The organism is Streptomyces sp. NPDC004266, from assembly GCF_042874095.1.
Classification (GTDB): domain Bacteria; phylum Actinomycetota; class Actinomycetes; order Streptomycetales; family Streptomycetaceae; genus Streptomyces.
Genome location: NZ_JBIAMM010000019.1, coordinates 77,070 through 100,323, shown reverse-complemented (window position 1 = coordinate 100,323; position 23,254 = coordinate 77,070). Strand labels below are relative to the sequence as shown.

General features: G+C 68.0%; 15 protein-coding genes. 10 read left to right on the top strand and 5 right to left on the bottom strand.

What is annotated here, in order from left to right; all coding sequences use genetic code 11:
• The first annotated feature begins 53 nt into the window (after nt 1-53).
• Nucleotides 54-1,607 carry an MFS transporter gene (locus ACFYUZ_RS34320; RefSeq protein ID WP_389315930.1) on the top strand — a complete coding sequence of 518 codons (1,554 nt, stop codon included), beginning with the start codon at nt 54-56 and terminating at the stop codon, nt 1,605-1,607.
• 6 nt (nt 1,608-1,613) lie between these two features.
• Here ACFYUZ_RS34320 and ACFYUZ_RS34315 read toward each other — a convergent pair whose 3' ends face one another.
• The 3 genes from ACFYUZ_RS34315 to ACFYUZ_RS34305 all read right to left on the bottom strand — a co-directional run bounded on the left by ACFYUZ_RS34315 (nt 1,614) and on the right by ACFYUZ_RS34305 (nt 4,389).
• Entirely contained in the window at nt 1,614-2,282 is a 669-nt protein-coding gene (locus ACFYUZ_RS34315; protein ID WP_389315928.1) for a hypothetical protein, read from the bottom strand.
• Nucleotides 2,283-2,452: 170 nt separating this feature from the next.
• Nucleotides 2,453-3,982 (bottom strand): helix-turn-helix domain-containing protein, encoded by a 1,530-nt coding sequence (locus ACFYUZ_RS34310; RefSeq protein ID WP_389315926.1) that lies wholly within the window; start codon nt 3,980-3,982, stop codon nt 2,453-2,455.
• A 50-nt stretch (nt 3,983-4,032) separates the two neighbouring features.
• Nucleotides 4,033-4,389 (bottom strand): VOC family protein, encoded by a 357-nt coding sequence (locus ACFYUZ_RS34305; protein WP_389315924.1) that lies wholly within the window; start codon nt 4,387-4,389, stop codon nt 4,033-4,035.
• A gap of 193 nt (nt 4,390-4,582) precedes the next feature.
• Here ACFYUZ_RS34305 and ACFYUZ_RS34300 point away from each other — a divergent pair, with 193 nt between their 5' ends.
• Nucleotides 4,583-8,281 (top strand): helix-turn-helix domain-containing protein, encoded by a 3,699-nt coding sequence (locus ACFYUZ_RS34300; RefSeq protein WP_389315922.1) that lies wholly within the window; start codon nt 4,583-4,585, stop codon nt 8,279-8,281.
• Between the two features lie 504 nt (nt 8,282-8,785).
• Here ACFYUZ_RS34300 and ACFYUZ_RS34295 read toward each other — a convergent pair.
• Nucleotides 8,786-9,979: an IS630 family transposase gene (locus ACFYUZ_RS34295; RefSeq protein WP_389315920.1), complete on the bottom strand. Its 1,194-nt coding sequence runs from the start codon at nt 9,977-9,979 to the stop codon at nt 8,786-8,788.
• 505 nt (nt 9,980-10,484) lie between these two features.
• On the opposite strand from ACFYUZ_RS34295, the gene acnA reads away from it, so the two are divergent.
• Nucleotides 10,485-13,199, top strand: coding sequence for an aconitate hydratase AcnA (acnA, locus tag ACFYUZ_RS34290; protein ID WP_389315918.1), 2,715 nt, complete (start codon nt 10,485-10,487; stop codon nt 13,197-13,199).
• 94 nt (nt 13,200-13,293) lie between these two features.
• On the opposite strand, the gene ACFYUZ_RS34285 is transcribed toward acnA, so the two are convergent.
• On the bottom strand, nt 13,294-14,214 hold the full coding sequence (locus tag ACFYUZ_RS34285; protein WP_389315916.1) for an FG-GAP repeat domain-containing protein: 921 nt from the start codon (nt 14,212-14,214) through the stop codon (nt 13,294-13,296).
• A gap of 528 nt (nt 14,215-14,742) precedes the next feature.
• Between ACFYUZ_RS34285 and ngcE the strand changes: the two genes are divergently transcribed.
• From ngcE to ACFYUZ_RS34250, 7 genes are all read left to right on the top strand, one after another.
• Nucleotides 14,743-16,188, top strand: a complete 1,446-nt coding sequence (gene ngcE, locus ACFYUZ_RS34280; protein WP_389315914.1) for an N-acetylglucosamine/diacetylchitobiose ABC transporter substrate-binding protein — start codon at nt 14,743-14,745, stop codon at nt 16,186-16,188.
• 102 nt (nt 16,189-16,290) lie between these two features.
• Nucleotides 16,291-17,220, top strand: a complete 930-nt coding sequence (locus tag ACFYUZ_RS34275; protein ID WP_389315912.1) for a carbohydrate ABC transporter permease — start codon at nt 16,291-16,293, stop codon at nt 17,218-17,220.
• Nucleotides 17,220-18,158 (top strand): carbohydrate ABC transporter permease, encoded by a 939-nt coding sequence (locus ACFYUZ_RS34270; RefSeq protein WP_389315910.1) that lies wholly within the window; start codon nt 17,220-17,222, stop codon nt 18,156-18,158. The genes ACFYUZ_RS34275 and ACFYUZ_RS34270 overlap by 1 nt, the downstream gene beginning before the upstream one ends.
• 160 nt (nt 18,159-18,318) lie before the next feature.
• The gene (locus ACFYUZ_RS34265; protein ID WP_389315909.1) at nt 18,319-19,530 is read left to right on the top strand and encodes an ROK family protein; all 1,212 of its coding nucleotides are present in this window, start codon (nt 18,319-18,321) and stop codon (nt 19,528-19,530) included.
• A 122-nt stretch (nt 19,531-19,652) separates the two neighbouring features.
• Nucleotides 19,653-20,717, top strand: a complete 1,065-nt coding sequence (locus ACFYUZ_RS34260; RefSeq protein ID WP_389315907.1) for a sugar ABC transporter substrate-binding protein — start codon at nt 19,653-19,655, stop codon at nt 20,715-20,717.
• 281 nt (nt 20,718-20,998) lie between these two features.
• The gene (locus ACFYUZ_RS34255; protein ID WP_015037000.1) at nt 20,999-21,787 is read left to right on the top strand and encodes an ATP-binding cassette domain-containing protein; all 789 of its coding nucleotides are present in this window, start codon (nt 20,999-21,001) and stop codon (nt 21,785-21,787) included.
• Nucleotides 21,784-23,082, top strand: coding sequence for a sugar ABC transporter permease (locus tag ACFYUZ_RS34250; protein ID WP_389315905.1), 1,299 nt, complete (start codon nt 21,784-21,786; stop codon nt 23,080-23,082). Before ACFYUZ_RS34255 ends, ACFYUZ_RS34250 begins: the two co-directional genes overlap by 4 nt.
• The last annotated feature ends 172 nt before the right edge of the window (nt 23,083-23,254 follow it).

Here is a 23,254-nt window from a genome sequence, read left to right as displayed (position 1 = left end):
AGGTGGACTGACCGGCCCACGGCACACTCACCAGGCGAGGCCCGAGGCGCCACATGAGTACACCCAAGCCGACGACACCTGCGCAGACCGCCCCCCCGAAGAAGGGCGGAGACGGCAAAGGCATCGCCCTGTTCGTGATCGCCTCCTGTCAGCTGATGGTGGTCCTCGACATCACCATCGTGAACATCGCCCTCCCGCACATCCAGACGGCGCTGGACTTCTCGACCACCAGCCTGTCCTGGGTCGTCAACGCCTACACGCTCACCTTCGGCGGACTGCTGCTCCTCGGCGGCCGGACCGGCGACATCCTGGGCCGACGACGCGTCTTCATCTTCGGCGTGCTGCTCTTCGGACTCGCCTCCCTCTTCTGCGGGCTCGCGCAGAGCGAGTGGCAACTCCTCGCGGCCCGGGCTCTCCAGGGCGTCGGCGGCGCGATCGCCTCGCCCACCTCGCTCTCCCTCATCACCACGACGTTCGACGAAGGCCCGGAACGCAACCGGGCCTTCGGCGTCTTCGCGGGCGTCTCGGCGGGCGGCGGCGCGATCGGCCTGGTGGCCGGAGGCATGCTCGTCCAATGGCTGGACTGGCGCTGGATCTTCTTCGTCAACGTCCCGATCGCCGTGCTGATCGCCCTCCTCACGCCGCGTCACGTCAAGGAGTCCGAGCGGCACCCGGGCCACTTCGACCTCGCCGGCGCGCTGACCTCGACGCTCGGCATGGTGGCGCTGGTGTACGGATTCATCCGGGCCGCGCAGGAAGGCTGGAGCGACCCCTACACGATCGGCTCGTTCGCCGCCGCGATCGTCCTCCTGGCCGCGTTCATCCTCATCGAGCGGCGCTCCCAGCAGCCCATCACGCCCCTGCACATGTTCGCCGACCGCAACCGCTCGGGCACCTACGTCATCATGCTCTGCCTGGCGGCGGCCATCTTCGGGATGTTCTTCTTCCTCACCCTCTTCGTGCAGCAGGTGCTGGGCTTCAGCCCCCTGACGACGGGCCTCGCGTTCCTGCCGGTCAGCGCGATCATCGCGGTCGGCGCCGGCTTCACGTCCAACCTGCTGCCCCGGTACGGCCCCAAACCCTTCATGGTGACCGGCTCGGTGCTCGCCGCGGCCGGACTGGCCTGGCTGACGCTCACCGATGTGAACTCCACCTACGCGGGCAGCATCCTCGGACCGATCCTGGTCTTCGGCCTCGGCATGGGCCTGATGTTCGTCTCGCTGACCATCATGGCGCTGTCGAACGTCGAGCCGAGGGAGTCCGGTGCCGCGTCAGGCCTGCTCAACGCCATGCAGCAGGTGGGCGGTTCGCTCGGCCTCTCGATCCTGGTGACCGTCTTCGGCACGGCCAGCCGCAACGAGGCGGAGAAGCAGGTCCCCGCCTTCCTCTCGCAGGCCGGACCGCTGGAGAAGGCCCAGTTCGCGAAGACCGGACAGCTCCCGCCCCCCTGGAGCGACCAGGTCCTCACCTCCGGCGTCTCCGCGGGCTTCGTCACGGCGGCGATCTTCGCCGCCGTCGGCGCCCTGGTCGCCCTCTTCGTGATCCAGGTCCGCGCCTCCGACATCGAACGGCTCAAGGGCGGCGGAGTGATGCCGGGCGCCGGCTGACCCCCGCTACGGCTTCGGCGCGGGACCCAGCGTGGCGTAGGCACGCTCGGGGCAGGGGGCACCGGGCGGCGCGAGCTTCAGATAGACGGTCGCGTACTGCGGGTCCTCGACCGTCCTGCCCGGCTCGGGATCCTGGAAGCAGACCTTCCACGGATCCGCGACACCGGGCAGCTCCACATCGGAGTAGGCGCTCTCCGGCTCGACCTTCCTGAACGCGATCGGCCCCAGCGCCTCCCCGGCCCGCGCGAAGGTCATGCCGGTGACGGCGGGCATCCTCGGCCAGGGGAGCTTCCCGCCGTCGACGGCGGGGCAGGGCGCCCCGACGCGCACCACACCCAGGTCCAGCGCGGGCCGCCCGCCGTCCCGCCGTCCCGCCGAGGTCTGGAAGCACACCGTCCACTCGTCCGCGTCCCACTGCCTGGCGTCCTGGTCGGAGGCGTCGTGCGACACGACGGAGTACCCGGCCCCGGCCGCGACCTCCTGAGCCTCCCGGAGCCCCTTCCCGACGAGCACGGGGGGCCCGGCGGGCTCGGGGGAGACGGACGCGGATGCGGTGACCGTGCCCCTCGGCGGCCGGCCGTCGCCCCGCACCGGCTCCCTCTCCGCCGCACCACCGCCGAGGAGGGACCGCGCGAACCACACGCCCACGAACAGCACGACCAGGGCGCCGGCCACACCCCCCGGCCGCCGCCACCACCGCCGAACGGCCGGCGGGGGCGACGACGGGGGCGGCGACGGAGGCGGCGGGGCGGAGGGGTACGAGTCCACGCGGGGATCGTAGACAGAACCCCCGCGCCGGGCGCGGGGGTTCTTCGACTTCCTGCGGCTTCCGCCGGTCCCGGGGCCTAGATGTCCCGGAAGATCTCGATCTGCGCGCCGATCGAGTTCAGACGCTCCGCGAGGTCCTCGTAACCGCGGTTGATGACGTACACGTTGCGCAGGACCGACGTGCCCTCCGCGGCCATCATCGCGAGGAGGACGACCACCGCCGGGCGCAGGGCCGGCGGGCACATCATCTCGGCGGCGCGCCAGCGGGTGGGGCCCTCCACGAGGACGCGGTGGGGGTCGAGGAGCTGGAGACGGCCGCCGAGGCGGTTGAGGTCGGTGAGGTAGATGGCGCGGTTGTCGTAGACCCAGTCGTGGATGAGGGTCTTGCCCTGGGCCGTCGCCGCGATCGCCGCGAAGAAGGGGACGTTGTCGATGTTGAGGCCCGGGAACGGCATCGGGTGGATCTTGTCGATCGGCGCCTCCAGCTTGGAGGGACGGACCGTCAGGTCGACCAGGCGGGTGCGGCCGTTGTCCGCCGCGTACTCCGCCGAGCGGTCGTGGTCGAGGCCCATCTCCTCCAGGACGGCGAGCTCGATCTCCATGAACTCGATCGGGACCCGGCGGATCGTCAGCTCCGACTCGGTCACGACCGCCGCGGCCACCAGGCTCATCGCCTCGACCGGGTCCTCGGAGGGGGAGTAGTCGACGTCCACGTCGATCTGCGGCACGCCGTGCACGGTCAGGGTGGTGGTGCCGATGCCGTCGACCCGGACGCCGAGCGCCTCCAGGAAGAAGCAGAGGTCCTGGACCATGTAGTTGGAGGAGGCGTTGCGGATGACGGTCACGCCGTCGTGCCGGGCGGCGGCGAGCAGCGCGTTCTCGGTGACGGTGTCCCCGCGCTCGGTCAGGACGATCGGGCGGTCGGGGGAGACGGAGCGCTCGACCTGGGCGTGGTAGAGGCCCTCGGTGGCCGTGACCTCCAGGCCGAAGCGGCGCAGCGCGATCATGTGCGGCTCGATCGTGCGCGTACCGAGGTCGCAGCCGCCGGCGTACGGCAGCTTGAAGCGGTCCAGGCGGTGCAGCAGCGGGCCGAGGAACATGATGATCGAGCGGGTGCGGATCGCGGCCTCGGCGTCGATGGAATCCATGTCGAGCTCGGCCGGGGGCACGATCTCCAGGTCCGTGCAGTCGTTGATCCAGCGGGTGCGGACGCCGACGGAGTTGAGGACCTCCAGGAGCCGGAAGACCTCCTCGATGCGGGCGACCCGGCGCAGGACGGTGCGGCCCTTGTTGAGGAGCGAGGCGCAGAGCAGCGCGACACAGGCGTTCTTGCTCGTCTTGACGTCGATGGAGCCTGAGAGGCGGCGGCGGCCGACGACCCGGAGGTGCATGGGTCCCGCGTATCCCAGGGACACGATCTCGCTGTCGAGGGCTTCGCCGATCCGGGCGATCATCTCAAGGCTGATGTTCTGGTTGCCGCGCTCGATGCGGTTGACGGCGCTCTGGCTCGTGGCCAGTGCTTCGGCGAGCTGGGTCTGTGTCCAGCCACGGTGTTGTCGGGCGTCACGGATGAGCTTGCCGATGCGTACGAGGTAGTCGTCTGCCATGGCGTCACGTTATCTCAGATATGAGATGTGATTCGCCAGGGGTTGGGCCGTCAGGGTGAATCGCCGTGCGCGGTCGGGTGGCGCGGTTCGTACAGGGGGAGTTCGGTGCCGCTCGGCAGCCGGACGGCGGCGAGCAGGCCCCAGCCCTGGTCGGTGATGGCCCGTGAGATCTCCGCGCCCCGATCCTCCAGGTTTGTCAGGGTATGGGTGAGGTCGTCGCACATGAGGTACACCTCGTGCTGCGGCTCGCCCGTCGTGGGGTGCACCGCGATCTCGGCGGGCGGCAGCTTGAAGATGAGCCAGCCCCCTCCGGCGTCCACGTGCTCGAAGCCGACGACGTCCTTGAGGAAGGCCCGGTCGGCCTCCGCGTCCCGGGTGTAGAGAACCACGTGCGCGCCGCTGATCATGGATCGATCGTCGGCTCCCTGTGCCGCCGCGGCAATCGGTGCGCCGCCGTCCGGGTTTGGCGGTCGGGCCTGGCTGAATTTGGTGCTTGCCCCACGCGCATGCCCGCCGGGTACCCAATACTGCCTCCACTCGCATCGGGCCCATCCAGCCGGACCGATGCTCACGGCAGCGCGCCCAAGCATGAGGGGACCGATGGATCACAACAGCTTCGAGGCACTCCTCTCCCGTCCAGAAGGCCCAACGCTGGATTTCAAACGATCCTTTTACCGGCTGCGCGACGGCGATCATGCCAAGAAGGCCCTGGTCAAGGATATTCTGGCGATGGCCAACACGCCGCGGGAGGAGACGGCGTACATCGTCTTCGGGGTGCGGGAGCTGAACGGCAGGAATATTCCGGAGGGCATCGATGGCCCGGCCATCGACGACGCGAACCTGCAGACACTGGTGGCTTCCTACGCCGACCCGTGCCCGCCCTTTACCTACGAGCAGGTGGCCTACAAAGATCGAACCTTCGGTGTGATCGCGATTCCGCTGCAACGCGACACGGGCCCCTATATGGCGGTCAAGCGAGGAAAAGGGCGGAGTGAGGAAGGTTTTCTCGCCCCCGAAACAATCTACTTCCGGCGGGGCAGCAGCAATACGGAGGCGGGCCCTGCGGACCAGAAGTGGGTCTACTCCTGGTTCCTGGGAAATGACCGGGACGAGCCTGTTCTGGCAAGCGATGTGGAACAGTCGTGGAAGCAGTTTCGCGACACGATGAGGAGCTTTTCGACGGACCGGCGCTACCTCCTCGTAGCGCCTCCGCTGCACGACGTCGACGATGTTGCTCTCAAGGGCCTGGCGCTGCAGCCGTGGAGTGCGGTCATCGATCTGGATCCGCGTAGTGAGGACGGTGGATTCCTGGGCTCGGTGGAGCAGCAGGTGCGCTCCGCGCGGAGCCTGCACATGGTGAGCCCGGAAGACCGAGAAATGGCACTGGGGGGCCAAAAATCCGTCCAGTGGATCTTTGCCTGTGGGATCGACACCGTCAGCATCACCGAAGGGGAGATGCCGTTCCGGGACTGGAAGACCCGCTACTCCGCCCATGTAAACGGGCGCTTCAGGGAGCTGGCCGCCGCCCTGCGTCCCGCCCCTGTCGTGTGCCTGCTCCTCAGCTATGGCGGTGCGGCGCGACGTATCTCCTACTCGGTGATCGAGAACCTGCTGGAGAACGTTGGTGAGAGCCTACAAGTCATCGTGTGTACGGACGACCCGACGGAGCACCGGGCCCTGGAGGACGACTTCGACGCGGTCGTCATTCCCATTCCCCTCACCCAGCTTGGGTCCGGCTTGGCGGGCTTGGAGGACAGCGCGTCCGGGCAACACGGGGATCGCATGCTGCCCAGCCTCTCGGGTGCCCCGATTCCGCTGCCCCACGCGGATGCACCGTGGATCGAGGAAGAGTTGGAGTTGCTCTACCTCGGTACGCGCTGGGAGGACGCCGTCGACCGGGTCGAGGACGCCTTCCTCAAAGGTTGGGAGATCAGCTGGCCAGAGCTGGGCCGTCGGCTGGACGTGGACCGCTCGGCCACTGCGCAAATCCATCATGAAGTAATCCGGGCACTGGGACAGAGGGGACTCCCTCTCACGCTGAACATCTGGCACAGCCCAGGGGCCGGCGGCACGACCGTTGCGCGCCGCATCCTGTGGGATCTGCACCGCATCTATCCGTGCGCCGTTCTTCGAGGAAACCGTTCCGCCCGTAACGGCGCACATTGGGTGGCCGAAGTGGCTGAGCGCATCATGCGTGTGGCCCAGACGACCGGACGATCCGTGTTGCTTCTCGCGGAGGCGAGCCAGGTGCCGGCCTCACTCATCAGCGAGTTGTTCAACGTTCTGCGCAGTAAGCACGTGTCGGCGGTTGTCCTCCAGGTGCTTCGTCAGGTGAACGGTGTCCACGGAGTGGGGAAGCAGACCTACCGAGTCTCCTCCGAGCTCGACGATGAGGAGGCGGCGCGGTTCGCAGAGGTGTACTCGTCAGCCCGTCCCGAGCGCGCCGACGAGATCAGCCTTCTGCAATGGGGTGGTGTCTCGGACCAGCGCACGCCGTTCCACTTCGGCCTTACCGCATTCGACCGGCAGTTCCGTGGCATCGGCAGGTATGTTCAGGCACGGATCGACGCCCTCGATGAAAAGCAGAGGGAGGTGATACTGCACATTGCCCTTGGGCACCACTACGGGCAGCAGAGCCTTCCGGCGCAGCTGTTCGCGGAGACATTCGCCGTTCCCGCCTGGAAGCCGGTGGATCTGTTCGACCATCTGCCCGACCACGCCCTTGACCTGATCATCGAGGAGCCCGAGGGTGCCTGGCGTACCGCGCATGCGCTGTTTGCCGAGGAGATCGTCACCTATATCCTGGGCCAGCGTTCAGGTGGGGCCGGCTGGACCTCGGCCCTGGCCGATGCTGCCATCGCGTTCGCGGAACTGTGCCGCGGTCACGCGTCAATGCCGGGCGACCTGGAGCTCGACCTCATGCAGCGTGTGTTCATCTACCGGGACAGCGGTGAGCTGCTAGGAACAGAGCGCGCAGGTAACGCGAAGTTTTCCAAGCTGGTGGAGGACATCAAGCTGCCGAATGCCGGCGGTCGCGTACTGGAAAAGGTGGCGAGCCTTTTCCCGGAACAGCCGCACTTCCACGCGCATCTGGCACGGTATCAGGCCTTCGAGCTCAAAACCTTGCCAGCGGCTCTCCAGTCGATCCAGCGGGCGATCAAGCTACAGGAAGGCGACTCATTGCTCCATCACATGCATGGAATGATCCTTCGGGGTGAGGTCTACGACCTCATTAGGAGGCGCGTTGACGTGCGTGAACTGGAGAACCCCGTGCAGAGCGCGAGCGATGCCTTTGCCAGGTCGCGGGAAATCCGCCGGGACAATGAGCACGGCTACATCAGCGAGGTGCAGATGCTGATCAGAGTCGTGGACTATCTGCGCCAACACTACTCTCAGGAGCTCAGCACGGCGGTTGCCTCCGTGGGGTCGGGCGCTCTCGGCTCGGCGCTGGAACGCGCCGAGGACCTTCTGGCCCAGGCGCTGGTCTTGAAGGAGAACCCGAGCAAGTTCGTCCTCACCTGCGACGCACAGCTGCACAACCTCTACGGGGATCACCAGCTGGCTATCGACACGTATCGCCGCATGCTGGAGAGGGATGACGTTGACCTGCCGTCTGTCCGCCGGCAGTTGGTATGGACGTACCTCCACAAGAACAAGCGGCAGTGGGAATCTGTGAAGGACAAGGACATGAAGCGGATCGAGGATCTACTGCGCACCAATCTCAGGGAGGCGACCGACGACGGGCGCACGATGCGTCTGTGGCTGCAAGCGGCTCGTTTTGTGCCGAACCCCCCTGGCTACGACGAGCTTATCGAACAACTGGACATGTGGCGTGCGGCCAATCCGTCCCTCGAAGTGGCGTACTACCTGTACATCGTCAACATGCTGAAGTACCTCGAAACGGATTCCGGCCAAGCGAAGACAGAGGCTGCGCGCTACGTCCAGCAGTGCAGCCAGCGGACGCTGTACTCGCCCGACCGGCACAAGAGCTTCGAATGGATGGGGCCTGGTAAGGGGCTTCGCCGTCTCGTCCATCAGAGCCGTCTCGGGGAGTGGGACGCTGCCCAGAACTTCTTCATGAATTCGCAGGCGCTGAGCCGGGTGGAGGCGCGCGTCACCAAATACATCGGGCCCCAGTCGGGTGAGTTGTCCATCGGCGGAGTGACCGCCTTCTATGTGCCGGCTCGAGCCGATCACCAGTTCCGTTCCCTGCACCAGAAGGTCACCTGTTACGTCGGCTTCTCCTATGAGGGTCTGCGCGCCTGGGAGGTGCGCGACCTTCAGGAGGATGCGGGCTGACCCGACGGCTTAGGGGCGTCGAACACAATGGGGCCGTGCATCACTCGGATGCGCGGCCCCATTCCGGCAGTGTTACGGCATTCAAGAGCCGTGATCGGAGACCGAGCTCCAGAGCCGGGACAGCCCCTCCCACGCGGCACGCGCGATGAAGGACGCCACTGTCCGGATCGTGAGCTCACGCTTCCAGTCCTGCCGGGTTGATGGCGATGCGGTGTCTGCTGCCATCGTGATCACCTTCCTCATGGTCGTAGCGGGTGTTGCACCGCGGACCAGGGTGAGGCTGGAGCCTCAACCTTCAGAGGTGAGTGGTCGTGGGGAATGATATATCGTCAACTTGTGTGAGGGAGAGGGGAGTATGCGCCAATCTCTGTCCGCTCGGGCCCTCACGCCGGTGCTGGCGGAACCTCCGTTCGTCGGCCCCTGACTCATTCAGGAAATTCCGCATGTACCGTGCAGGTGAGGCTGCAGGGCGGCCGCCTCCCGCTGTGCGGGTGTGGCCGCGAATCAGGCGCGACCCCGCAGGCACACGCGCTGGATCTGGCAGGCGAGGGTACGCCGCGCCGGCGCCGATCCGGTCGGCTCGTCGTCCTTGCGGGCGGCACCCATGACGCCCGGCCTGTCCAGGCCGCGGATGATTCCTTCGTGCATCACCTGGTATGCGTGGAATACAGTCTCCGTTGCGCGCCCCCTCAGGTCTTCCTCCAGCAGGCGCCGCAGCACGTCCACACTCTGCTCGGTGAACCGCTTCCGACCCCGGGTCAGTGCGTGCATCATGCGCGAGCAGCGGGCGCTGGCGAACCACCGCTCGACCAGGTTCAGCCAGGACGCCCTGGTCGGCGTGAAGTGCAGATGGAACCGCGGACGAGCCAGCAGCCACTTCTTGATGTCGGGCGTCTTGTGCGTCGCATAGTTGTCCAGGATCAGGTGAACCTGCAGATCAGCCGGCACTTCCCTGTCGAGCTTGGCCAGGAACTTCTTGAACTCCGCCGCCCGGTGGCGGCGGTGCAGGGAGCCGATGACCTTGCCGGTGGCGACCTCGAGCGCGGCGAACAGGGTCGTGGTGTCGGCCCGGACATCGTCGTGGCTGCGGCGTTCGGGGACACCGGGCACCATCGGCAGCACCGGCTGGGACCGGTCCAGGGCCTGGATCTGCGACTTCTCGTCCGCGCAGAGCACGAGTGCCTTCTCTGGCGGGTCGAGGTAGAGGCCGACGACGTCGCGAACCTTGTCGATGAACAGCGGATCCGTCGACAGCAGAGACGTCTGTGACCGGTGCGGGGCCAGGGCGAGGGTCCGCCAGACCCGCGAGATGGTCGACTGCGACATGCCCGTCGCGGCCGCCATCGAGCGGGTGGACCAGCGGGTGGCGTTCTTCGGCGTCTCCTCGAGCGCCTTGACGATCACCCGCTCGACATCGGCATCGGTGATCTTCCGTGGGACGCCGGGCCGCGGGGCGTCGCACAAGCCGTCCAGGCCGCGTTCGAGGAAGCGGCGCCGCCCGGTGCGGACCGTGTCCGGAGCGACCCGCAGCCGGCGGGACACCTCGGCGATTGAATGGCCCTCGGCGCACTCCAGTACGATCCGCGACCTCTGGGCCAGGGCCTGGGCCGTCGTCCGGCGACGTAACCAGCCCTCCAGCACCGCACGCTGGGCGTCGGTGACCGACAACGGCGGAATCTTCGGGCCCGGACGACTCATGCCCAACCAACGGCAATCTCCGACTCAGGCCACTAGATCTCCTCGGGCAGTCCCCTCAGACGCCCTTCGAGCCAGGCCGTGTCGTGCTGGTCCAGCGACACGTCCACCGTCTCCCTGAGGGCCCGGGGCCACCTGCTGGGAGACGGCCGGCTGGCTCATCGGCACTCTCACCCCCCCCGCGGTGGCACCCGCCTCGCCCACCGTCTTACCGGCTCGGGTGAGCCGATCTACTTCGTCCTGCCCAAGCGCGGCGCCGCCGGCGCGGCGGACGTGGACCGTGTGCGCGTCGTGCTTGGGGCGAACCTGCCCCAGCTCGGGCGCATGCCAGGCATGACCGGGCGGCGGTGATGTACTAGAGTTATCTCGACATCGAGATATCTGCCGAGGCGCACCGCTGCCGCCACCCTGGTAAGGGTTACCTAACTTAGCCTTACCTTAGCGGATCGACGACGTGTACGTGGCGGCAGGATGTGGTGGAACGCGCACATATATGAAGGAGACTGTCGTGTCGGCGAACAGCTTCGACGCCCGCAGCACGCTGCGCGTGGGCGACGAGTCGTACGAGATCTTCAAGCTGGACAAGGTCGAGGGCTCCGCGCGCCTCCCTTACAGCCTGAAGGTCCTCCTGGAGAACCTGCTCCGCACCGAGGACGGCGCGAACATCACCGCCGACCACATCCGGGCCCTCGGCAACTGGGACTCGCAGGCTCAGCCGAGCCAGGAGATCCAGTTCACGCCCGCCCGCGTGATCATGCAGGACTTCACCGGTGTGCCCTGTGTCGTCGACCTCGCCACCATGCGCGAGGCCGTCAAGGAGCTCGGCGGCGACCCGGCGAAGATCAACCCGCTGGCCCCGGCCGAGCTGGTCATCGACCACTCGGTCATCGCCGACAAGTTCGGCACCAAGGACGCCTTCGGCCAGAACGTCGAGCTGGAGTACGGCCGCAACAAGGAGCGCTACCAGTTCCTGCGCTGGGGCCAGACCGCCTTCGACGAGTTCAAGGTCGTCCCGCCCGGCACCGGCATCGTCCACCAGGTGAACATCGAGCACCTGGCCCGCACGGTCATGGTCCGCAACGGCCAGGCCTACCCCGACACGCTCGTCGGCACCGACTCGCACACCACCATGGTCAACGGCCTCGGCGTGCTCGGCTGGGGCGTCGGCGGCATCGAGGCCGAGGCCGCGATGCTCGGCCAGCCGGTCTCCATGCTCATCCCGCGCGTCGTCGGCTTCAAGCTGACCGGCGAGCTGCCCACCGGCACCACCGCCACCGACCTGGTGCTGACCATCACCGAGATGCTGCGCAAGCACGGTGTCGTCGGCAAGTTCGTCGAGTTCTACGGCGAGGGCGTCGCCGCCACCTCGCTCGCCAACCGCGCCACCATCGGCAACATGTCGCCGGAGTTCGGCTCCACCGCCGCGGTCTTCCCGATCGACGACGAGACCCTGAACTACCTCAAGCTCACCGGCCGCTCCGAGCAGCAGGTCGCGCTCGTCGAGGCGTACGCCAAGGAGCAGGGCCTCTGGCTGGACCCGAAGGCCGAGCCGGACTTCTCCGAGAAGCTGGAGCTCGACCTCTCCACCGTCGTCCCGTCGATCGCCGGCCCGAAGCGCCCGCAGGACCGCATCGTCCTCGCGAACGCCGCCGAGCAGTTCGCCCAGGACGTCCGCAACTACGTCGACAGCGTCGACGAGGCGGGCCAGGAGTCCTTCCCGGCCTCCGACGCCCCGGCCGTCTCCAGCACGGTCCCGTCGAACCCGGTCCAGGTCACCGCCCCCGACGGCTCGACCTACACCCTCGACCACGGTGCGGTGACGGTCGCGGCCATCACCTCCTGCACCAACACGTCGAACCCGTACGTGATGGTCGCCGCCGCGCTCGTCGCGAAGAAGGCCGTCGAGAAGGGCCTGACCCGCAAGCCGTGGGTCAAGACCACCCTCGCCCCGGGCTCGAAGGTCGTCACCGACTACTTCGACAAGGCGGGCCTCACCCCGTACCTCGACAAGGTCGGCTTCAACCTCGTCGGCTACGGCTGCACCACCTGCATCGGCAACTCCGGCCCGCTGCCGGAGGAGGTCTCCAAGGCCGTCAACGAGCACGACCTGGCCGTGACCTCGGTGCTCTCGGGCAACCGCAACTTCGAGGGTCGCATCAACCCCGACGTCAAGATGAACTACCTGGCCTCCCCGCCGCTGGTCGTCGCGTACGCCCTCGCGGGCTCCATGAAGGTGGACATCACCAAGGACGCGCTCGGCACCGACACCGAGGGCAACCCGGTCTTCCTCAAGGACATCTGGCCGTCCGAGGCCGAGGTCAACGACGTCGTCGCCAACGCCATCGGCGAGGACATGTTCAACAAGTCCTACCAGGACGTCTTCGCGGGCGACGCCCAGTGGCAGGCGCTGCCGATCCCGACCGGCAACACCTTCGAGTGGGACACCGAGTCCACCTACGTCCGCAAGCCCCCGTACTTCGAGGGCATGACGATGGAGACCACCCCGGTCACCGACATCGTCGGCGCCCGCGTCCTGGCCAAGCTGGGCGACTCGGTCACCACCGACCACATCTCCCCGGCCGGCGCCATCAAGGCCGACACCCCGGCCGGCAAGTACCTCACCGAGCACGGTGTGGAGCGTCGTGACTTCAACTCCTACGGCTCGCGCCGGGGCAACCACGAGGTCATGATCCGCGGCACCTTCGCCAACATCCGCCTGCGCAACCAGATCGCGCCGGGCACCGAGGGCGGCTACACCCGCGACTTCACCCAGGCCGACGGCCCGGTGAGCTTCATCTACGACGCCTCGCAGAACTACCAGGCCGCCGGCACCCCGCTGGTCATCCTGGGCGGCAAGGAGTACGGCTCCGGCTCGTCCCGCGACTGGGCCGCCAAGGGCACCGCGCTCCTCGGCGTCAAGGCCGTCATCACCGAGTCGTACGAGCGCATCCACCGCTCGAACCTCATCGGCATGGGCGTCCTCCCGCTGCAGTTCCCGGCCGGCCAGTCGGCCGACTCGCTCGGCCTGACCGGTGAGGAGACCTTCTCCATCACGGGCGTCACGGAGCTGAACGAGGGCACCACGCCGAGCACGGTCAAGGTCACCACCGACACCGGTGTCGAGTTCGACGCGGTCGTCCGCATCGACACCCCCGGTGAGGCGGACTACTACCGCAACGGCGGCATCATGCAGTACGTGCTCCGCAACCTGATCCGCGGCTGACGCCTCAGGACCCGGTCGTACGCAACGGGCCCCGCTCCTCGGAAGAGGAGCGGGGCCCTTCGCGCGTGTCCGGCCCGAGGGCCGGGCGGCACGACTAGAACATGATGCGGAAGCCGTTCCAGCCGCCCGTGCCGACCTTCACGCGGCCGTAGAACGGCGAGGCGGCGTTGCCCGTGCCCTTGAAGAGGTAGAGCGCGCCGGCGCCGTCACGGGCCAGCAGGTCCGCGTTGCCGTCGAAGTTGACGTCGCCCACGGAGAGCAGGTTGTTGTAGATCTGGAAGCCCGCGCCGATCTTCGTACGACCGGAGAACGGGGCCTGGTAGTTGCCCGTGCCCTTGAAGAGGTACAGGACACCGGCGTTGTCACGCGTGATGAGGTCGGCCTTGCCGTCCCCCGTCATGTCGCCCTTGCCGGTCATCTGGTTGTAGATCTGCCAGCCGCCACCGATGCGGGTGCGGGGGGCCAGGTTGCCGTTGCCGTAGCCGAGGTAGAGGTACAGCACGCCGGCGCTGTCGCGGGCGATCAGGTCGTCCGCCGCCGCGCCGCCGTTGTTGCCGGCGGAGAAGACGCGGTTGTAGACGCCCCAGCCGCCGCCGATGTCGCGCGGGGTGCCGTCGAACGGCATGTAGGCGAGACGGTTGTTCTCGACGTACCAGAGGCCGTCGGAGCGGCCGTCCGAGTTGTGGTCCACCTGGGTGATGTACTTGCTGTACTGCCAGCCGGAGCCGCTCGACACGGCGGCCTTGAAGCCGCCGTTGCCGTCGAGGTCGTACCGGTACAGGTTGCCGTAGTTGGTGGCGCCGTACAGCGAGTTGGCGGGCGTCGCGACCGCCGCGGCCGTCGCGGCGAACGCGCCGGCGCGGGGCGCCGACTCGGTGGTGGCGGACTGCGCGGACCGCTGCGGCGCCTCGGCCGCCACCGCGGCCGTGGTGGTGCCCACGAGGGCCGCGGTTATCGCGGCGACGGTGACACGGGACAGGAAGCCCGTGCGCTTCAGGCCAGAAGACTTGGCCACGTATGTACTCCAGATCCGAGTGGAATGAGGCAGGTGCCACCGCGCGTCCGTCACGAAGGAGGGAAGCGGTGGGACCCCCATGATCCCGGATCGTCCTCACAGGTCCTTCACCGGGCGGCGAGTCTGTGACACAACTGTTTCGATCCCGGTCGTATGTCGGCTTTGCCGCGTTCGTGTTCACGTCGAGGTGCCGAGGTCGCGCCGCGCCCCCGGTAAGGGTGGTTCCGAGGCATTGTCAAGGGCGGCGCGAGGTCAGTGCTTGGACGAAACGCCGCAGATCCAGCGTGCTTATCCCGGAGGTCTCAACTCGGGAAAGATGGTCGTGGAAACCTGGTTTCGATCTTGCTCCCGTGAAGGGAAGTGGACTATACCTGTCGGCGTCCAGCCAGTCGGAGCAATCCGGCGACGGCCCGACGCGTGCACGACCCGGCTGCAAATGACCGCGGTGGCGGGGCCCTTCGCCTGTGGCGAGTGAGTACGGGCGACCGGTACACCGCCTGAGTCCTGAATGAAGGCGAGGACTTGAGCATGGGATCCACCTCCGCACACCACAGTGAGGGCCTCGGCCGTCGCGATCTGATCAAGCGCTCCGCCGCCATCGGTCTGATCTCCGTGCCGACCATGGGCTTCCTGTCCGCCTGCGCGAGCAGCGACAGCGGTGGCAACGGAAAGGTCGAGAAAGGCACGAAGTCCGACAAGAACCCGCTCGGGGTGAACGAGTCGGCACCGCTCGATTTCGTCCTCTTCGACGGCGGATTCGGACAGCAGTACGCCAAGGACGCGATCAAGGTCTACGAGACCAATTACCCCAAGGCGAGCGTCAAGTTCACGCCGACCCAGAAGATCACCACCACGCTGCAGCCGCGCTTCAACGGCGGCACCCCGCCGGACCTCATCGACAACTCCGGCGCCGAGCAGATGGACATGGGCGTCCTCGTCGGCCAGAAGCAGCTGGCGGACCTCACCCCGCTGCTGGACGCGCCGTCCATCGACGACCCGAGCAAGAAGGTCCGCGACACCCTGCGGCCCGGCATCGTCGAGATGGGCCAGTTCGACGGCGACCCGGTGTGGATCATGTACTACGCCTACACGGTCTACGGCGTCTGGTACTCGCAGAAGCTGCTCGACTCCCTCGACGCGAAGTACCCCGAGACCTGGGACGAGATGCTGGCCGTCTGCGAGAAGGCCAAGAAGAAGGGCATCGCGGGCTGGACGTACGCCGGCAAGTACCCGTACTACGTCCCCTTCTCGCTCTACCCGATGATCGGCAAGGTCGGCGGCCGCGAGGTCCTCGACGCCATCGACAACCTGGAGCCGAAGGCCTGGGAGCACCCCGCGGTCAAGACGTGTTTCGAGGCGTACTACGAGCTCGTCAAGAAGGGCTACATCCTCAAGGGCACCCCCGGCCTCGACCACATCCAGTCGCAGACCGCCTGGACCGAGGGCAAGGCGCTGTTCATCCCGAACGGCTCCTGGGTCGAGAACGAGGCCGCGAAGACCATGCCGGCCGACTTCGACCTGGCCGTCTCGGCCCCGACCGGCATCGACTCCTCCGACAAGATGCCCTTCGGCACCATCTGGGCGTCCGGCGGTGAGCCCTTCATCGTCCCGGCCAAGGCGAAGAACCCGGAGGGCGGTCTGGAGCAGCTGCGCATCATGCTCAGCGAGGCCTCCTCGAAGAACTTCACCCAGTCCGTGAAGTCCCTGACCGCCTTCAACGGCGGCACCGACGGCATCGAGCTGACCCCGGGCCTCAAGTCCGGCGTCGCCGCCCTGGAGAAGGCCGGCCAGAACGTCGTCAACCCGCGCCTCCAGGACTGGTACGTCGCCCTCCAGAAGGAGAAGATCGGTGTCGCCGGCCTCGGCGAGATGATGGCCGGCCGCGCGACCCCGGCCGAGACGATCAAGAAGATCCAGAAGTACGCCGACGAGGCGGCCAAGGACTCCTCGATCAAGCACTACAAGCACCAGTGAGCAGTGCCGGGGCCCCTTCCCGCCGACCGGGAGCGGGCCCCGGCCCCTTGGCGCGTGGCACCAGCGGCGCGTCTGTCGCGGGAAAGATCGGGGTCGGTAGGAATGCAACACGGAAAGTACCGTTTCATCGTGGGGTTCCTGGCGGCCCCCCTCGCGCTCTACGTGCTGTTCGTCATCTGGCCGTTCATCCAGTCCATCTACTACTCGTTCACGGACTGGTCCGGACTGAGTCCCGAATTCGGGATGGTCGGATTCGACAACTACAGCAGGTTGCTGGACGACGAGGTCTTCTGGAAATCGCTCCAGCACAGCCTGACCTTCGCGGTGGTGCTGCCCCTGGTGACCGTGGGGCTCGCGCTTTTCTTCGCCTTCATGCTCAATGTCGGCGGTCGGCGCCGCAAGGGCGCGGCGATCGCGGGCGTGCGCGGGTCCTCTTTCTACAAGATCGTCTATTTCTTCCCGCAGGTGCTGTCGATCGCGATCGTCGCGCTGCTCTTCCAGTTCGCGTACAACCCGAACAGCGGAGCCATCAATTCCGTATTGAAGGCCGTCGGCCTCGACAGCGTCCAGCCGGACTGGCTCGGAGACCCGGACCTCGCCCTCATCTGCGTGATGGTCGTCCTCGTCTGGTCCACGGTCGGATTCTTCGTCGTCCTCTTCTCCGCGGGCATGGCCTCCATTCCGAGGGACTTCTACGAGGCGGCCCTGCTCGACGGCGCGAACCGCTTCACCACGTTCTTCAGGATCACCATGCCGCTGCTCTGGGACACCGTGCAGTCCGGCTGGATCTACATGGGCATCCTCGCGCTCGGCGCGGAGTCCTTCGCCGTCGTCCAGATCATGACCGTCGGCCCCAACGGCGGCGGACCCGACTTCTCCACCATCGTCCTTCCGCTGTACGTGTACCAGAAGGCGTTCCGGGACGGTCAGGCCGCCTACGCAACGACCATCGGTGTCGCGCTCCTCGTCGTCACGCTGGCCTTCGCGGCCGTCGTGATGAAGGTGGGCCGGCGCGAGCGGCTGGAGTTCTGATGAAGACGACCGACACTGCCGCCCCCGGCGTCGAGAGCCCCGGCTCCCCGGCCGGCCCGGGTCCCGCGGTCACCAAGACGGCGGCGCCCGCCCCCCGCAGGACCGCCAAGGCCGAGGGCGCGACCCTCAACGTCTTCTCGCACGGCGTCCTGATCATCTGGGCGATCATGGTCGTCATGCCGCTGCTCTGGGCGGTCATGACCTCCTTCAAGACCGACAAGGCGATCTTCACCTCCCCCTGGTCGCTGCCCGACGGGCTGCACTTCGAGAACTGGTCGCGCGCCTGGACCGAGGCGCACATGAGCGACTACTTCCTGAACACCCTCCTGGTGGTCGGCGGCTCGCTCGTCGGCACGCTCCTCCTCGGCTCCATGGCGGCCTACGTCCTGGCCCGCTTCGACTTCCCGGGCAACCGCTTCATCTACTTCCTCTTCATCGGAGGGATGAGCTTCCCCGTCATCCTGGCCCTCGTGCCGCTCTTCTACGTGCTCCAGAACATGGCCCTGCTCAACACGCTGCACGGCCTGATCCTGGTCTACATCGCGTACTCGCTGCCGTTCACCGTCTTCTTCCTCACGGCCTTCTTCCGCACCCTGCCGACCTCGGTGGCGGAGGCGGCCTTCGTGGACGGCGCCTCGCACACCCGGACCTTCTTCCAGGTGATGCTGCCGATGGCCCGGCCCGGCCTCATCAGCGTCGGCATCTTCAACTTCCTCGGCCAGTGGAACCAGTACCTGCTGCCGACGGTGCTCAACACCGAGCCGGAGAAGAAGGTGCTCTCGCAGGGCCTCGTCCAGCTGGCCGTCAGCCAGGGCTACAAGGGCGACTGGTCCGGCCTCTTCGCCGGACTGGTGATGGCGATGCTCCCGGTCCTCGCCGCGTACATCGTCTTCCAGCGGCAGGTGGTGGCCGGCCTCACCGCCGGCGCCGTGAAGTAACCCCGCCACCGCGTTCCCCGGGCCCCCGGCGCATCCGCGCCGGGGGCCCGCGCGTCGTGTGACACTCGCCGCCCGACACTCAAGGTCTTGACGGGGGCCAAGCCGAAAGCGTCCCCTTAGAGTTCACATGTTGGAGAAAACGGTGGGAGTGAGTGAGTCGATGGAGACTCCGGGATCGCAGACGTCTCTGCACAGGGCCAATCTCGAACGGGTCGTCCGGGCGGTGCGCATGGCCGGCTCGCTCACCCAGGCGGAGATCGCCCGGACGACGGGCCTCTCCGCCGCCACGGTCTCCAACATCGTCCGGGAGCTGAAGGACGGCGGCACCGTCGAGGTCACGCCGACGTCCGCCGGGGGCCGCAGGGCCCGCAGCGTCTCGCTCTCCGGTGACGCCGGCATCGTGATCGGCGTGGACTTCGGCCACACCCACCTGCGGGTCGCCGTCGGCAACCTCGCCCACCAGGTGCTCGCCGAGGAGGCCGAGCCGCTCGACGTGGACGGCTCCTCCGCCGAGGGCTTCGACCGCGCCGAGCAGCTGGTCAAGCGGCTGATCCGGGCCACCGGCATCGGCCCCGACAAGGTGATCGGCGTCGGACTCGGCGTGCCCGGTCCGATCGACGTCTCCTCCGGGACCCTCGGCTCGACCTCGATCCTGCCGGGCTGGAGCGGCATCAACCCCGCCGACGAGCTCTCCGGCCGGCTCGGCGTCCCCGTGCACGTCGACAACGACGCCAACCTCGGCGCGCTCGGCGAGCTCGTCTGGGGCAGCGGCCGGGGCGTCAAGGACCTGGCCTACATCAAGGTGGCCAGCGGCGTCGGCGCCGGACTCGTCATCGACGGCCGGGTCTACCGGGGCCCCGGCGGCACCGCCGGGGAGATCGGGCACATCACCCTGGACGAGTCGGGCCCGGTCTGCCGCTGCGGCAACCGCGGCTGCCTGGAGACCTTCACGGCCGCGCGGTACGTCCTGCCGCTGCTCCAGCCGAGCCACGGCCCCGACCTGACCATGGAGCGGGTCGTCCAGCTGGCCCGGGAGGGCGACCCCGGCTGCCGCCGGGTGGTCGCCGACGTGGGACGGCACATCGGCAGCGGTGTCGCCAACCTCTGCAACCTCCTCAACCCCAGCCGGGTGGTGCTCGGCGGCGACCTGGCGGAGGCCGGTGAGCTGGTCCTCGCGCCCATCAGGGACTCCGTCTCGCGGTACGCGATCCCCAGCGCCGCCCGGCAGCTCTCGCTGGTCCAGGGAGCCCTCGGCGGCCGCGCCGAGGTGCTCGGCGCCCTCGCCCTCGTACTGAGCGAAATGGGTGATTCGACCCTGTTGGAGAGCGCGTTGCCCGCGGCCGCTCCGGCTTCCCGTCTTGCCTTCACTTAGATAACGAACACCGTCGTTGTCATCTCGTTAAGGATTTACTTCTTGACGGCGACGTTACGGCCGAGTTGACTTCGGGACACCTCGGCCGCACCGTCGCGGCCTCGTCAGGGAGGCAACCCCACATGAACGCAGTGACGCGTCGTGCCGTCATAGCCACGGCCGCGGTCTCGATGGCCCTTTCGCTCGCCGCCTGCGGCAAGGCCGGTGGCGACGACAGCGGTGACAAGGGCAGCTCGACCAAGATCGGTCTGCTCCTGCCGGAGAACAAGACCTCGCGTTACGAGGCCCTGGACAAGCCCCAGTTCGAGAAGGCCGTCAAGGCCGCCTGCTCCGACTGCGAGATCGTCTACAACAACGCGGTCTCCGACGTCGTGAAGCAGAAGCAGCAGTTCGACCAGCTGATCGCCGACGGCGTGAAGGTCATCGCCCTCGACCCGGTCGACGCCGCCAAGGCCGAGGGCTGGGTCAAGGACGCCAAGGCCAAGGGCGTCAAGGTCGTCGCGTACGACCGCGCCGTCCCGGGCGCCGACGCCTACGTCAGCCACGACAACAACAAGGTCGGCGAGCTCCAGGGCCAGGCCCTGCTGACCGCGCTCGGCGCGAAGGCCGCCACCGCCAACGTCGTGATGATCAACGGCGACGAGAAGGACCCGAACGCCGCCCTGTTCAAGAAGGGCGCCCACACCGCCCTCGACGGCAAGGTCGGCAAGATCGCCTACGAGGCCTCCGGCGAGTGGGACCCGAAGATCGCGGGCGAGAAGATGTCCGCCGCGATCTCCTCGGTCGGCAAGGACAAGATCGGCGCCGTCTACTCCGCGAACGACGGCATGGCCGGCGGCATCATCACCTCCCTCGAGAACGCCGGCGTCAAGGGCATCCCGGTGGGCGGCCAGGACGCCGAGGTCGCGGGCATCCAGCGCATCATCGCCGGCACCCAGACCTTCACCATCTACAAGTCGCCGCTCCAGCTGGCCCCCGAGGCCGCCAAGTTCGCGGTGAACCTGCTCAAGGGCAAGGACCTCGGCGCCCAGGGCGCGACGGACGGCGTTCCCTCCACGCTCTTCGCCCCGGTCGTGGTCGACAAGTCCAACATCCAGTCCACGGTCGTCAAGGACGGCATCTACAAGGCCGCGGACCTCTGCACCGCGGACCTCGCCGCCAAGTGCACCGAGCTGGGCATCAAGTAGTCCCGCCCCGTCCGGCCGGGCCCCGCGAGGGCCCGCCGGCGCGGATCCCGGCGTGAGCCGCCCCCGAAGCGGGCGCCGCGCGGCCCCGAGTACAGAGGGTGAAGACCCCCGGTAACAAGGCCGGCGCACGACGCCCGGATCCGCCCCCCTCAAGCCCGTCCGGCCCCCGGCCGACCCAGACCCCGCTGTCGGTCCGGGGGCCGGACGAGCTCAGCCCCCCTCGAAACTTCGGCGCTGCACCGGCGGCGCGACATGCCGCCGCCCCACGGGCGGCGAAGGAGTTGGTTCACGTGTCCCAGACGCCCGTGCTGGCGTTGCGCGGGATCTTCAAGCGGTTCGGAGCGGTCCAGGTCCTCTCCGGTGTCGATCTCGAAGTCCACGCAGGAGAGGTCGTCGCGCTCGTCGGCGACAACGGAGCGGGAAAGTCCACGCTGGTCAAGACGATCGCCGGCGTGCACCCCATCGACGAGGGCGTCATCGAGTGGGAGGGCGAGCGCGTCGAGATCCAGCGCCCGCACGACTCCCAGAACCTCGGCGTCGCGACCGTCTACCAGGACCTCGCGCTCTGCGACAACCTCGACGTCGTCGCCAACCTGTTCCTCGGCCGCGAGATCAAGAAGGGCGGCGTCCTCGACGAGGTCGCCATGGAGAAGCGGGCCAAGGACCTGCTCTCCACGCTCTCCATCCGCATCCCCAGCGTCCGCATCCCCGTCGCCGCCCTCTCCGGCGGTCAGCGGCAGGTCGTGGCCATCGCCCGCGCCCTGGTCGGCGACCCGAAGATCGTGATCCTGGACGAGCCCACCGCCGCGCTCGGCGTCGAGCAGACCGCGCAGGTCCTCGACCTGGTCGAGCGGCTGCGCGAGCAGGGCCTCGGCGTCATCCTCATCAGCCACAACATGGCCGACGTCAAGGCCGTCGCCGACACCGTGGCCGTGCTCCGCCTCGGCCGCAACAACGGCACCTTCCCGGTGGCCACCACCACGCACGAAGAGATCATCGCCGCGATCACCGGTGCCACGGACAACGCCGTGACCCGCCGCCAGGCCCGCAACGCGGAGGTAGCGAAGTGAGCACGACCCCCAGCACCTCCGAGGACACCGTGCCCGAGCCGCGCGCGGGCGAGGAGGCGGCCCCGGCCGCCGCCGCGGTCCCCGCCGTCGACCCCCGCCTCCTCGTCCGCGAGCAGGGCTTCAAGGGCTACGTCGACGAGTTCAAGCGCAAGATCCGCTCGGGCGAGATCGGCTCCCTGCCCGTCGTCGTCGGCCTGATCGTCATCGGCATCGTCTTCCAGGCCCTCACCGGCAACTTCATCACCTCGTACAACCTCGACCAGATCACCCTGTACGCGGTCGGCCCCGGCATCATGGCCGTCGGCATCGTCTTCGTCCTGCTGCTCGGCGAGATCGACCTCGCCGTCGGCTCCGTGGCGGGCCTGGCCGGCTCGGTCTGGGGCGTCCTCGGCACCGACATGCCCGACGGCCTCGCCATCCTCCTCGGCATCCTGTCCGGCACCCTGATCGGCGCCTTCCACGGCCTGGTCTTCGCCAAGATCGGCGTGCCCGCCTTCGTCGTCACCCTCGCCGGCTTCCTCGGCTGGGCCGGCCTGCAGACCTGGGTGATGGGCGAGCGCTCCACCATCTCCACCCCGATCGGCAGCTTCGTCAACGACCTCACCAAGTACTACTTCTCCGACGTCGCCGCCGCCTACGGCCTCGCCGTGGTCGTGATCGCCGCCTTCTACCTCGCCCAGCTGCGCGACTCCCGCCGCCGCAAGGCCGCCGAGCTGCCGCACCGCCCGCAGAGCGAGATCATCCTGCGCACCGCCGTCCTCGCGGTCCTGGTCCTCGTCGCCGCGTACGGATTCAACCAGGAGCAGGGCCTGCCGCTCTCCCTGGTGATCTTCCTGGTGATCCTGCTCGCCACCGACTTCGTCCTGCGCCGCACCACGTACGGCCGCCAGGTCTTCGCGGTCGGCGGCGGCATCGAGGCCGCCCGCCGCGCCGGCATCAACGTGTCGTGGATCCGGATCTCGGTCTTCATGATCTCCGGCACGATGGGCGCCGTCGGCGGTCTCTTCCTCGCCTCCGCGACGGGCGGCGCCGACCGCTCCCTCGGCGGCGGCAACCAGCTGATGATGTGCATCGCGGCCGCGGTCATCGGCGGCACGTCCCTGTTCGGCGGACGCGGCAAGGTCTGGTCGGCCCTCCTCGGCATCCTGGTCATCCAGTCGATCGTCCAGGGCCTCAACCAGATGAACCTGTCCTCGAACGCGATCCAGTACATGATCACCGGAGCGGTCCTGCTCATCGCCGTGATCATCGACTCGGTCTCCCGGCGCACGCAGAAGACGGCGGGCCGCGCGTAACCCCCGTCACAGCAGCCCGGCACCGGAAACCGGTGCCGGGCTGCGGCGCGTCCGGACCAGTGCACGCGCGCGTACGGAGAACAGTGCGCGCGCGTACCGGAGACCGGTGCACGCGCGCGTACGGAGTCGTACAGATCAGCGGCTTGTCGGCCGTGCGGGTGACGCCTCACCC